A 12,940-nucleotide genomic window follows, 5' to 3' on the forward strand; every position below is an offset into this window, starting at 1 on the left:
CCTATTTACGGAAGAACTCGCTCTGGCTCATGGCGCCTCGGCCGCCCACGCGCACCACCGTGGCCTCCTCGGAATGCACGAGGCGCACCTGGCCGAGTTCGCGCTCAAGGCGCTGGGTGAAGCTGGTCTTGAACTGCAGGATCGACTCGCCCATCTTGATCACGTTGGTCCCCTGCACGGTGGCGCTCTTGCGGTCGGGCGTGAGCTCGACGCTGTCGATCTGGTAGTCGTACTCGATGGCCATGATGCTGCCGACCTGGTCGCTGACCGCGCGCAGCTTCTCGAAGGTCTTGTGCTGGGCTTCGCAGGCTTCGTCGCGGTTGTGGGTGCTCTCCACCGTCTTGCCCATCATCGTGGTCTTGCTCTCGATGACGGCCTTGCGGCTCAACTGCTTGCACAGCTGGTAGGCGTCGTTGGCGGAAATGGCGCGCGCTTCCTTCTGGTAGTAGTCGCGCACCATCGGCTCGTCGAGCTTGCGGCCGCCGATAAAGAAGTACCACGCGCCCACGCAGAGCACGATGACGATCGCAATTTGCTTCATTCCGCCTCCCGCGCATGCGCGGCCCCGCTCCGATTTTGCGGCGCAGTATACGTTAACGAATGTTTCTAGAAATCGGATCTTCGGACCTGTTGTTTGAATCCGGCAGGCGTGCGGGGCCGTATCTTGTCCATGCGCACCGATGCCCGACAATCCGCGGATGACAGCACCCAGCCCAGACGCCGAACTGATGGCGCTGATCGATCGGATCGGCCATCGCGACGAAGCCGCCCTGCGCCAGCTGTACGACCGCACCGCGCCCAAGCTCATGGGCCTGGCGATGCGCGTCGTGCGGCAGCGCGAATGGGCCGAAGATGTTCTCCAGGAAGCCTTTCTCACCGTCTGGCGCGTGGCCGGCGACTACCGCTCCACCCTGAGCCCGCCGCTGGCATGGCTGGGCTTGATCGTGCGCAGCCGTGCGCTCGACCTCCTGCGCCGCCGCACCGCCGACCGCGCCCAGCTCACGCAGGAGTTCGACGAGCTGATGGCCGACACCCTGGAATCCGATGCGCCCAACCCCGCCGACACGGCCGATGCGAGCGAGCAGGCCTGGGCGTTGCACCAGTGCCTGAGCCAGCTCGAAGGCAAGCAGCGGGAGGTGGTGAGCCTGGCCTACCTGCGCGAGATGAGCCACGGCGAGCTGGCCGAGCAGCTCAGGCTGCCGCTGGGCACGGTCAAGACCTGGATCCGGCGCGGCCTCGAGAAATTGCGCGTCTGCATGGGACGCTTTGCGTGACGGTGGAGAAAGCAGCCCTTCTATGAATCTCACCGCCCACCCCGACCTGCTCGAACTGCTGGCCGCAAGCCATGCGCTCGGCACCCTGCGCGGCGGCGCTCGCCGCCGCTTCGAAACCATCGCGCGCGAACAGGCGCCGGTGCGCGCCGCGGCGCTGGTCTGGCAGAGCCGGCTCGCGAGCATGACCGAACTGCAGAGCCCGATCGTCCCCGACGCCGCCGTCTGGACCCGCATCCGCAACATCATCGACGCCGAAAAGGCGCAGCACGCCATCGAGCGGCAGCGCGACGCGGCCAATGCCCGCAACTCCGCCAAGCCGCAGGGCGGATGGCTCAGCAGCCTGGCGCTCTGGCGCGGCGCCACGGCGGCCGGCGCGCTGGCCACCGTGCTGGCGGTCGGGGTCGGCCTGAACCTGCGCGACCAGTTGACCAATGCGCCGGCCGTGCAATACGTGGCCGTGCTGTCCGACGACCAGGCCGCCGCCTCGCTGCTGGTGACCTTCGATCCGAAGAAAAAGCAGCTGGTGCTCCAGCGCGTGGGCAGCTACAGCGAAGGCACCGACAAGTCGCTGCAGCTGTGGGCCCTGCCCCCCGGCGGCGCGCCGCGCTCGCTCGGCGTGCTCGACAACGCGCCGGCCCTGCGGCTGGCCGCGTCGGAATCCGATGTGCACCAAGTGCCGACCCTGGCCGTTACCCTGGAAGCCAAGGGCGGCGTGCCACCGGGCAGCGGTCCGAAGGGGCCGGTCGTGTTCAAGGGCGCCCTCATTGAGAAAACCATCTGACCTGATTCCTGTCTTTCCGATGCCTTCGATGAAATCCGCGCTGGCCGCGGTCGCGCTGCTGATGGCGGCGCTTGCCTCCCACGCCCAGACCGCCTCGGCCGCCTTTCCCTACGAGGCGGATGGCGCCACCGCTGCGGACGCCTCCTCCGAATACCTGGCCGCCAAGGCGCGGTGGCACAACGAGCTCGCGGCCTTCGCGCGCGCCGACCAGGAGCGCCTGCCGCCCCCGGGCGGCGTGGTGTTCGTGGGCAGTTCCACCGTGCGCATGTGGACCCGCCTCTCGCAGGACTTTGCCCGCGTGCCCGGCGGCGTCGTCAACCGCGGCTTCGGCGGCTCGACACTGGCCGACTGCAGCCTGTTCGCCCGCGACCTGGTGGTGCGCTACAAGCCCCGCCAGGTGATGGTGTATGCCGGCGACAACGACCTGGCCGAGGGCCGCACGCCGCTGCAGGTGCTCGACAGCTTCGCGCGCTTTGCCAACGCGGTGCGCGCCGAACTGCCCGACGCGCGCATCAGCTTCATCTCGGTCAAGCCCAGCCCCTCGCGCGAGCACCTGATGCCGCAGATCCGCGAGACCAACCACGTGATCTCGGCCTACCTCAACCTGCTGCCCAACAGCGAGTTCATCGACATCTACACGCCGATGCTCGGCGCCGACGGCCGGCCCCGGATGGAGCTGTTTCGCGGCGACAGGCTGCACATGACGGACGAGGGGTACCGGCTGTGGCAGTCGGTGATCGCCTTGCACCTGCCGGGCGCGCCTGCGCCAGCCGCCGCCCTGCCCTGATTGCAGCCGCCCCCCGGGACAGACACACGCCCTCGCCAGACTCGTGCCGGCCTGCGCAGGCGCCATCGAATCCTGCGCAATCGACAAGAACATCGCCGCCTGACGGCCAGAAAGAGCCTCGATGGTCATGAAACTCTTCGCGGCGATCCTGCTGTCGCTGCTTGTGTCGGCCTGCGCGACGCAACCCGAAGCCACCAGCCCGCCCCCTTCCGCTGCGGTCGGAAAGACAGTGGATGCGGGCGCGCCGCTGGTGCAACAGGCGGCCGTGCTCATCGCCGCGAAAAGGCCTGCACAGGCCCTTCCGCTGGCCGACCAGGCCATCGCCTACTACGAGAGCACGTACCGCAAGAGCGCGCCTCTTGTGTATTCCGCGCGCTGGCCGGTCGAAAGCATGCTCTACGCCCTGGAGGGGCACAAGGCGAACACGAATTCGCGGGTCTACGGCATCGAATGGGGCCTCGCTTATTTCCTCAGGGGCTTCGCGCTGGTCGACCTGCATCGCCTTCCCGAAGCCCGGGCTGCGTTCGACGACGCGATCAAGCTCTCTCCGCGCAATTCGAAATACCTCTCCGAGCGGGCAGAAGTCGATATCGCCGAACGCAACTGGCGCCCGGCGCTGGAGGGGTTCCAGAAAGCCCTGGAGTCCGCGGACCTCTCCCCGCCCGAGCTTAAAACCGCGGAAACGACGCGCGCATTGCGCGGCATGGCGTTCGCCCAGATCGAGCTGGGCAATCTCGATACGGCGCAGGCGCTGCACGAACGCGCGCTGCAACTGGACCCCGGGAACGAGAAGTCGTTGAATGAGCTCCGGTACATCCAGAGCCGGAAGGCCCGGCTTCCTGGACCGGGACGACCCATATAGAAAGAAATGCCTGGCGCCGACCCCGCTCAGGCCGGTGCCGGCCCCGACGGCACATCGTCCGCCGGCGGCGGCACATCGGCCCCGCGCGTGAACCGCGCCACGACGTACATCCCCGTGAACACCGCCAGCAGCAGGAGCCCGTCGCCCCACCACGGCCGCGCGGTCTGGCTGTCGCCGTAGAAGGCCAGGACCAGCAGCACCGCCACCAGGTGCGCGCAGAACACCGGGAGCGACGCCGAGCCCATCGCCTCCAGCCAGTGCAGCCGCGGAATCCGGCGCATCAGCCAGGGGCCGAAGCGCACCGCCAGGATGCCCAGCGCCACCAGGTTCACCAGCCGCAGCGGGCCGAGCTGCCACTTGTCGAACAGCAGGTTCAGCTCCACGTCGCCACCGAACGGCGCCTGGCCGTTGATGCCGGTGTGGCGCCAGTAGACGCCGTAGAGCGCGATGCCCGCCGCCAGCGCCAGCAGCCACCACGGAAAGCGCAGCGGCCGCGCCTGCGGCCCGTTGCGGGTGGCGCCGATGCACAGGCCCGCGAACCACAGGAACTGCCAGGCATAGGTGTTGAAGGCGCCCATCTCGTGGAACGGCACCGGCACGTGCAGGTAGTGCACCGCCAGCCCGTAGATCCATTCGCTGATGCCGAACTGCGCCGCCGCCCACACGGCGACGCTGGCCAGCATCACCAGCGTCCAGCCGTGGCGCATGGCGAAGGCCAGCACCCAGGGGCTCATGAGCATGAAGAAGATGTACATGGGCAGGATGTCGAGCAGCGCCGGCTCGTAGATCAGCAGCAGCCCGAAGAGAAAGCCGTCGCGCGGCTCCGCCAGGTAGTAAGACACCAGGTTCTTCACCGCCGGCTGGTCGATGTGCAGCCCGAGCGCCGCGATCACGGTGAACAGGAAGAGGAGGATCGCCGCCTGGCACAGGTAGACCTTGACCACGCGCCGCCAGAACGCGATGCGCATCGAATCCACCCCCCGGGCGTAGCCGATGCGGCTGTAGACCAGTCCCGCCACGAAGGCCGACAGCAGCACGAAGCCTTCGGCCGCCGAAACGAAGCCGAATGGCTGGCCCAGCGGATCGGTCAGGCGGGTCGGAAGGTGGGTGACGGTCATCAGCACGAGCATCAGCCCGCGCAAGGCGTCTATTTCCCAGTAGCGTTTCATCGGTCGGCGGCGAGGTCCTGGTGGCGGTCTGCGCGGCGCACGCACGACGCGGTGGATTGTAAGAAGGCTGATGTAAACCGCGCCTGACCGGGGCCCGGCCGCGAACGACATATGACTGTCGGCACTGACGTTTTGAAGCACAAATCGGCTACGCTGCGCGCTGCCCCAAGGAGGAGATTCCGTGACCCGTTTCGTTCCCTCATTGCTCCTGGCCGCGAGCACGCTGCTGGCCGGCCCGAGCTTTGCCCTGCAGATCACCAGCCTCACGCCCCAGGGCGAAGTGGCGCGCGTGCGACAGATCGTCGCCAAGTTCGACCAGGCCGCCGTCAATTTCGGCGACCCCAAGGCGCCCGCCCCGCTCTCGGTGAGCTGCACCGACGCGCAGGCCGGCAAAGGCACCGGCCGCTGGACCGACGCCAAGGCGTGGGTCTACGACTTCGAGAACGACCTGCCGCCCGGCGTGCGCTGCACCGTCACCCGCATTCCCAACTTCAAGCCGAGCGCCGGCGGCGAGCTGACCGGCCCGGAGCGCTACCAATTCAATAGCGGCGGCCCGTTCGTGCGCAGCTTCATGCCGGGCACCTACGCCCGCATCGACGAGCAGCAGATGTTCGTGCTCGAGCTCAACGGCGCCGCCACGCTGGAGAGCGTGCGCCAGAACGTCTGGTGCTCGGCCGACGGCGTGGGCGAGCGCATTCCGGTCAAACTGCTCGACGGCGAGCAGCGCGCGGGCCTCCTGAAGGCCTTCGGCCGCGACAAGGCGGCCGAGAAAGACCCGCTGCGCTTCATCACGATGCAGTGCAACCGCACGCTCACCCCGGGCGCCAAGGTGAAGGTGGTCTACGGCAAGGGCGTGGCGACCCCCTCGGGCGTTGCCAACAACGTCGAACGCCGGCTCGACTACCAGGTGCGCGAGCCCTTCGCCGTGTCCTTCACCTGCGAGCGCGAGAACGCGCAGGCCGCCTGCCTGCCGCTGCGCCCGATGCAGCTGACCTTCAATGCGCCGGTCACGCGCAAGCTGGCCTCCCAGATCGAGCTCAAGGGAAGCGACGGCAAGTCGACCAAGGCCCAGATCGCCAACGAAGGCGGCTCGCAGAGCGACGACGACGTGGTCAATGGCGTGTACTTCGGCCCGCCGCTGGCCGAGAGCGCGCAATACAGCATCGAGCTGCCCGCCAAGTTCGAAGACGCCTCCGGACGCCCGCTCGCCACTCCGTCGAGCTTTCCGCTGAAGGTCTCGACCGGCGCGATGCCGCCGCTGGCCAAGTTCGCCGCCTCGCCCTTCGGCGTGATCGAGCGGCTGGCCGAGCCCGGCACCCCGGCCATGATGCCGGTGACCGTGCGCCGCGTGGAGCCGCAGCTGATGGTGCAGGCGCTCACGCCCGGCAAGGTGAGCGACATGAACCCCAAGACCGACGCGGAAATCATCGCGTGGTTCCGCAAGGTGCGCCGCTACGACAGCTACACCGTCACGCGCGAACAGGCGCGCAAGGACGTGAAGGGCGCGCTGCCGCCCGTCATCGATAAGGACGACCGCACCAGCCTGCAGACCCGCATGCTGTCGCTGCTGGCCGGCCAGCCGGGCGTGAAGGCGCTGGACATGCCCAAGTCGGAAGCGGGCGATCCGCGCCCGTTCGAAGTCATCGGCATCCCGCTCACGCCGGGCTTCCACGTGCTTGAAATCGCCTCGCAGAAACTGGGCGAAGCCCTGCTCGACGAGCGCTACCCCGCCGGCCGCACGATGTACGTGCGCACCACGGCGCTGGCCACCAACCTGGCGGTGCACTTCAAGCTGGGCCGTGAGAACTCGATGGCCTGGGTCACCACGCTGGACAAGGGCAAGGTCGTCGCCGGCGCCGAAGTGCGCGTCTCCAGCTGCGACGGCAAGGCCGTGGCCACCGGCACCACCGACGCCAACGGCATCGTCACGCTGCAGGGCGTGTCGCCGCAGGCGCCCAGCTGCAACGGCCCCGACGAATACGACAGCGGTGCCTGGTTCGTGAGCGCCCGCGCCAAGGACGACAAGGGCGTGGAAGACCTCGCCTTCACCTTCAGCGACTGGCAGCGCGGCATCGAGCCCTGGCGCTTCAACGTGCCCACCAACCTGCAGCCCGAGCCCGACCGCATCGCCCACACCATCTTCGACCGCACGCTGCTGCGCGCCGGCGAGACGGTGTCGATGAAGAGCCTGATCCGCACGCAGACCAGCAAGGGCTTCGGCCTGCCGGAAAACCGGCCCGACACGCTCGTCATCACCCACACCGGCAGCGGCCAGCGCTTCACGCAGCCGCTCACCTGGCGCAAGACCGCCACCGGGGGCCTGAGCGCCGAGAACACCTTCCCGATTCCGCCCGCCGCCAAGCTCGGCGTGTACGAGGTGATGCTGCGCAGCGGCGGCGGCAAGGACGCCAACGGCGACAGCGATGAAGGCGACGGCGACGAAGGCGACGGCAGCCGCAGCTTCAGCACCGGCACCTTCCGCGTCGAGGAATTCCGCCTGCCCGTGCTCGAAGGCCGAATCGCGCCCACCGAGAAGAAGCCCCTTGTGGCCGCGACGAGCGTGCCCACCGATGTGCAGATCAATTACGTGGCCGGCGGCGGCGCCGCCAACCTGCCGGTGCGCGTGTCGGCGATGGTGCGCGGCAAGGCCCTGAGCTTCTCCGACTACGACGCCTTCAGCTTCAACCCGCCCCGCGCCGAACAGGGCGAAGGCACGCAGGCCGCGTCCGCGGCCGACACCGCAGGCGGCGAGGAAGACATCAACAGCGCCAGCGACACCCGCGTGATCGCCGACAAGCTGGCGCTCACGCTGAACAAGGACGGCGCGGGCAAGGTCACCATCGACAAGGTGCCCAAGGTCAAGGCCGCGCGCGAGCTGCTGCTCGAAGCCACGTATGCCGACCCGAACGGCGAGGTGCAGACCATCCGCAGCACGCAGACGCTGTGGCCCGCTTCGGTCATCGCCGGCATCAAGACCGAGGGCTGGGTCTCCACCAGCCAGAAGCTCAAGTTCCAGGCGCTCGCGCTCGACCTCACGGGCAAGCCCCAGGCCGGCGTGACGCTCAACGTGCGTGCCGTGGCGCGCATCACCACCACCAGCCGCAAGCGCATGGTGGGCGGCTTCTACACCTACGACAACAAGACCGAGACCAAGGACATCGGCACCGTCTGCAGCGGCAAGAGCGATGCGCGCGGGCTGCTGCTGTGCGAATCGGAGCTGAAGGAAGCCGGCGAAGTCGAACTCGTCGCCAGCGCCACCGACGGCGACGGCCGCGACAGCAAGGCGGTGAGCTCCGTCTACGTGACCAAGCAGGGCGAACTCTGGTTCGGCGGCGAGGACAACGACCGCATCGACGTGCTGCCCGAGAAGAAGAGCTACCAGCCCGGCGAAGTCGCCAAGTTCCAGGTGCGCAGCCCCTTCCGCTTCGCGACCGCGCTGGTCTCGGTGGAACGCGAAGGCATCATCGAAACCCACGTCGTGCAGCTCGACGGCAAGGACCCGACGGTCACGCTGCAGGTCAAGCCCGAATGGGGCCCGAACGCCTACATCAGCGTGCTCGCGCTGCGCGGGCGCCTGCGCGAAGTGCCCTGGTACAGCTTCTTCACCTGGGGCTTCAAGGCGCCGCGCGAGTGGTGGACCGCCTTCTGGTACGAAGGCAAGGAATACGTCGCGCCCACCGCGATGGTCGACCTGAGCAAGCCCGCCTATCGCCTCGGCATGGCCGAGATCCGCGTGGGCACGCGCGCCCACCAGCTGGATGTGACCGTCACCAGTGACAAGCCCAGCTATCCGATCCGCAGCAAGGCGCAGGTCACCATCACCGCCAAGCTGCCCGACGGCAAGCCGGCCGCCGGCGCCGAAGTGGCGCTGGCCGCGGTCGACCAGGCGCTGCTGGAGCTGATGCCCAACGACAGCTGGAACCTGCTGAACGCGATGCTGCAACGCCGCAGCTGGGGCGTGAGCACCTCCACAGCGCAGATGGAAATCGTCGGCCGGCGCCACTATGGGCGCAAAGCCGTGCCCGCGGGCGGCGGCGGCGGCAAGGGCCAGACGCGCGAACTGCTCGACACCCTGCTCGTGTGGAACCCGAAGGTGGTGCTCGACGCCAACGGCCAGGCCGTGGTGACAGTGCCGCTGAACGACGCGCTCACCACCTTCAAGATCGTGGCCGTCGCCGACTCGGGCGCGAGCCTCTTCGGCACCGGCCAGGCCAGCATTCAGGCCACGCAGGACCTGCAGATCATCAGCGGCCTGCCGCCATTGGTGCGCGAGGACGACCAGTTCCGCGCCCAGATCACGCTGCGCAACACCACGCAGAAACCGATGAAGGTCGAGGCCACGCCGCGCGCCACCCTGCTCACGCTGGAGACGCAGACCGTGGACATCCCGGCCGGCGAAGCGCGTGAAGTGGCATGGACCGTGACCGCGCCCGCGCAGCTCGCGCAGACGCGTGCCGAAGCCATCCTCTGGGAGATCGAGGCGAAGGACACCCTTGGCGGCGCGCGCGACGCGCTCAAGGTGCGCCAGCGCATCGTGCCTTCGGTGCCGCTCACGGTGCAGCAGGCGACGCTGGTGCAGATCGACGGGCCGTTCACGCTCGACGTGGCGCCGCCCGCCGACGCCCTCCCCGGCCGCGGCGGCCTCAAGCTCTCTCTGCAGCCCAAGCTCGCCGAAGGCCTGCCGGGCGTGCGGGACTGGTTCGCCAACTACCCCTTCATCTGCCTCGAACAGAAGACCAGCAAGTCGGTGGGTCTGCGCGACGCGAAGATGTGGCAGGGCGTGCTCGCGACGCTGCCGACCTACCTGGACGGCGACGGCCTCGCCAACTACTTCCCGCCGCGCGACGGCGAAGCCAACCGCGGCAGCGACATCCTCACCTCGTACCTGCTCGCTGCGACGAACGAGGCCGCGCAGCTGAACCCGGCCTTCGCGCTGGCCGACGACGTGCGCGCGCCGATGGAATCGGGCCTGATCGCCTTCGTCGAAGGCCGCATCACGCGCGAGTTCTGGAGCCCGCGCAAGGACCTGGACGTGCGCAAGCTCGCCGCGCTCGAAGCGCTCTCGCGCTACGGCAAGGCCAAGGGCAGCATGGTCGGCAGCATCACCATCGCGCCGAACCAGTGGCCCACCAGCGCGGTGATCGACTGGCTCAATATCCTCAAGCGCGTGAACGATGTGCCGCAGCGCCAGCAACGCCTGGAAGAAGCCAACAACGTGCTGAAGGCACGCCTGTCCTACCAGGGCACCAAGCTCATCTTCAGCACCGAGCAGGACGACTACTGGTGGTGGCTCATGACCAATGGCGACGTGAACACCGCGCGCCTCTTGCTCAGCGTGATGGACGACCCGGCCTGGAAGGACGACATCGGCAAGCTCGCCAACGGCTTCATCGGCCGCCAGCAGGGCGGCGCCTGGCACACCACCACCGCCAACCTGTGGGGCGGGCTCGCGCTGGAGAAATTCAGCAAGGTGTTCGAGAGCACGCCGGTGGCCGGCGTCACCGCCGCCACGCTGGGCGCGGTGAAGGCGCAGGTCGACTGGAGCCGCGTCGAGCGCGTGAAGACCAGCGACGCGGCCGGCGCACCGAACCAGACCACCATGTTCGGCGCGCCCGCATCGCCGGGCAACCTGAAGAACAACACGATGTTCCTGCCGTGGGCCACGGCCGCGAACTCGCCTTCGGGCGCCCCCGTGCGCGACACGCTGCTGGTCACCCAGCAAGGCACCGGCAAGCCGTGGCTCACGCTGCAGTCGCTGGCCGCCGTGCAGCTGAAGGCGCCGTTCGCCGCCGGCTACGCGATCAAGAAGACCATCACCCCGGTCGAGCAGGCCACCGCGGGCAAGTACACCCGCGGCGACGTGCTGCGCGTGAGCATCGAGGTGAACGCCAGCGCCGACATGACCTGGGTAGTGATCAGCGACCCGATCCCGGGCGGCGCGACCATCCTGGGCGGGGGCCTGGGCCGCGACTCGCAGATCGCCACGCAGGGCGAGAAGAAGTCCGGCGTCGGCTCGCCGGCCTTCGAGGAACGCAGCTTCGAGGCTTTCCGCAGCTACTACGAGTACCTGCCCAAGGGTGTGGTGAAGATGGAATACACCGTGCGCCTGAACAACGTCGGCGACTTCGCGCTGCCGCCGAGCCGCGTCGAGGCGATGTATGCGCCCGAGATGTTCGGCGAGGCGCCGAATGCGCGGGTGAAGGTGGAGCCGGCGAAGTAACGCGGCAACCGGGGAACGGTGCGGGCCGGGGTCGTCATCCCGCCTTCACCGGTCCTCGCCACCATCGCGGTGAACCAACCAACCAGGAGAACCCCATGGGTCTGGCCATTTGCGTCGGTATCCTCGCCGACCTGATCGAAAACGATCCCGAGAGCGCCGAGCAGATCGACGAAGACTTCGCGGTCGTGAACCGCAAGCTGGCTGAGGCCGGCCTGCCGCCGCACGTGGAGCCCCGCGTGCTGCCGCCGCTCGATTCGCGTGCACCGATCGACGGCCTGCCCTATTCGTTCATCCACTACCTGCGCCGTGCCTATGCGCATCGCGTGACGACGCCCGGGTGGATGGCCACGCCGCTGCCGGAAGACGCCGACCCCACGGAAGACGAAACGCTCGAAGACGTGGCCAGCACCTTCGAGAGCCACCTGCTGTGCCACTCCGACGCGGAAGGCTTCTACGTGCCGGTCGACTTCGAGGAAGTGATCTTTGCCGAAGAAGACGACACCGACCTGCCCGGCGGCATGCTCGGCTCGTCGTACCGGTTGCTCGAAGAACTGGTGCTGGTCGCGCCGGCACTCGGTATCGCGCTCGCGGACGGCGAGCTGTCGGACGAGGAAGCTGCGCGGCTGGGCGACGGCATGGGCGAGGACGAAGGCCTCTACCGGGAAATCGAGTCGTGGCTGCTGCTCTACGAATCGGCGCGCTTGAGCATTGCGCACAAGACGGCGATCGTTTTCAGCTGATCGAAATCGCCGTCTCGAGTCGCAGGCCTCGCACCGAATTTCTCGCATGAGTATTTCACCCGCACTGATCCGGCAGCTTGTCGAGACCGAGCTGTCCCGAATCCCCGACGCGCGTGTCCAAACGCACATCCGAAGCCTCCTCGTGGAGCCGGTGGAGATCATGCGTGAGTGGGACTACGGCACTCCGGGTGAAGCGTATCCGTGCTGGACCGTACTGAACCACGAGGCATCGAACACTGGCATCGCGTACTGCGAATCCGGCTTCGGGCCACAAGCCCCGTGGGGTTTGGTCGTGCTCTCGGGTGCGAACGACATGTCCATCGGCATGGACTCTGGCTGGTTTTTCTCGCTAGCGGAGGCCTATTTCGAATCTAGTGCCGCCACCGACCTGTCTATTTGGCGGGTCTTCAGACAGAAAGGCGAAGAGACTTACCCCGGTACCGCTCTGACTCCGGAGTCAGACTGGGCTTCCACCTGGGAAGAGATCTATCGGTTGCGAGCCGCCGACCCGGCCGCTCGCTACCACTGCGGCCACAGCGTGATCCATCGATGACCCAGCCTTTCCCGTCCCGCCACCTCGCTACCGTCACCCTTCTCGTCCACGACTACGACGAAGCCATCCGCTTCTTCACCGAGGCGCTGCGCTTCGACCTCGTCGAAGACACGCCGCGCGGCCCGGACAAGCGGTGGGTGGTGGTCGCACCTTCGCGCGACGCCGGGGCCACGCTGCTGCTCGCCAAGGCGGCGAACGACGAACAGAAGGCCGCGGTCGGCAACCAGGCCGCAGGCCGCGTCTTCCTGTTCCTGCACACGCAGGACTTCGCGGCCGACCATGCGCACATGAACGCCCACGGCGTTCGCTTTGTCGAAGCGCCCCGCGACGAGGCGCACGGACGGGTGGCGATCTTTCTGGACCTCTGCGGCAACCGATGGGATCTCCTGGAGCCCGCATGAGCCTGGCTGCAGCCCTGCGCAGCTATGCGGCACATGCTTTCCGCTGGCAGCGCGGCCGCCAGGGCACCGGCTACGACAAGATGCTGCTGCTCACCGCGCCGTGGCCGCTGGCGTTCGACAGCTACCTCATCCGATATCCCGAGGGCTCGGAGA

General features: G+C 68.0%; 10 protein-coding genes and 1 pseudogene. 9 read left to right on the forward strand and 2 right to left on the reverse strand.

The window, feature by feature from the left end; genetic code table 11:
• Nucleotide 1: 1 nt before the first annotated feature.
• On the reverse strand, nt 2-541 hold the full coding sequence (locus tag RT97_RS07465) for a hypothetical protein (RefSeq protein ID WP_042578151.1): 540 nt from the start codon (nt 539-541) through the stop codon (nt 2-4).
• Between the two features lie 157 nt (nt 542-698).
• Here RT97_RS07465 and RT97_RS07470 point away from each other — a divergent pair, with 157 nt between their 5' ends.
• The 4 genes from RT97_RS07470 to RT97_RS07485 all read left to right on the forward strand — a co-directional run bounded on the left by RT97_RS07470 (nt 699) and on the right by RT97_RS07485 (nt 3,704).
• Nucleotides 699-1,274, forward strand: a complete 576-nt coding sequence (locus RT97_RS07470; RefSeq protein WP_253278173.1) for an RNA polymerase sigma factor — start codon at nt 699-701, stop codon at nt 1,272-1,274.
• A gap of 22 nt (nt 1,275-1,296) precedes the next feature.
• Complete coding sequence (locus RT97_RS07475; RefSeq protein ID WP_042578153.1) at nt 1,297-2,055, forward strand: anti-sigma factor; 759 nt, start codon at nt 1,297-1,299, stop codon at nt 2,053-2,055.
• Between the two features lie 28 nt (nt 2,056-2,083).
• Complete coding sequence (locus RT97_RS07480) at nt 2,084-2,842, forward strand: SGNH/GDSL hydrolase family protein (protein WP_042578171.1); 759 nt, start codon at nt 2,084-2,086, stop codon at nt 2,840-2,842.
• 127 nt (nt 2,843-2,969) lie between these two features.
• A complete protein-coding gene (locus RT97_RS07485; protein WP_155403763.1) occupies nt 2,970-3,704 on the forward strand; it encodes a tetratricopeptide repeat protein in 735 nt (244 codons plus the stop codon).
• 26 nt (nt 3,705-3,730) lie between these two features.
• Here the strand turns inward: RT97_RS07485 and opgC are convergent, their stop codons facing one another.
• Entirely contained in the window at nt 3,731-4,873 is a 1,143-nt protein-coding gene (gene opgC / locus RT97_RS07490) for an OpgC domain-containing protein (RefSeq protein ID WP_042578155.1), read from the reverse strand.
• Nucleotides 4,874-5,054: 181 nt separating this feature from the next.
• Here opgC and RT97_RS07495 point away from each other — a divergent pair, with 181 nt between their 5' ends.
• From RT97_RS07495 to RT97_RS33780, 5 genes and pseudogenes are all read left to right on the forward strand, one after another.
• Nucleotides 5,055-11,093, forward strand: coding sequence for an alpha-2-macroglobulin family protein (locus tag RT97_RS07495; protein ID WP_042578156.1), 6,039 nt, complete (start codon nt 5,055-5,057; stop codon nt 11,091-11,093).
• 95 nt (nt 11,094-11,188) lie between these two features.
• On the forward strand, nt 11,189-11,833 hold the full coding sequence (locus RT97_RS07500) for a hypothetical protein (protein ID WP_042578157.1): 645 nt from the start codon (nt 11,189-11,191) through the stop codon (nt 11,831-11,833).
• A 46-nt stretch (nt 11,834-11,879) separates the two neighbouring features.
• Nucleotides 11,880-12,386 carry a hypothetical protein gene (locus RT97_RS07505; RefSeq protein ID WP_042578158.1) on the forward strand — a complete coding sequence of 169 codons (507 nt, stop codon included), beginning with the start codon at nt 11,880-11,882 and terminating at the stop codon, nt 12,384-12,386.
• On the forward strand, nt 12,383-12,787 hold the full coding sequence (locus tag RT97_RS07510) for a VOC family protein (RefSeq protein ID WP_042578159.1): 405 nt from the start codon (nt 12,383-12,385) through the stop codon (nt 12,785-12,787). The genes RT97_RS07505 and RT97_RS07510 overlap by 4 nt, the downstream gene beginning before the upstream one ends.
• A pseudogene (locus RT97_RS33780) lies at nt 12,784-12,940 on the forward strand (2OG-Fe(II) oxygenase); the annotation flags it as partial. The gene RT97_RS07510 and the pseudogene RT97_RS33780, both read left to right, overlap by 4 nt.

Source organism: Variovorax paradoxus, from assembly GCF_000834655.1.
Taxonomy (GTDB): Bacteria; Pseudomonadota; Gammaproteobacteria; order Burkholderiales; family Burkholderiaceae_C; genus Variovorax; species Variovorax paradoxus_F.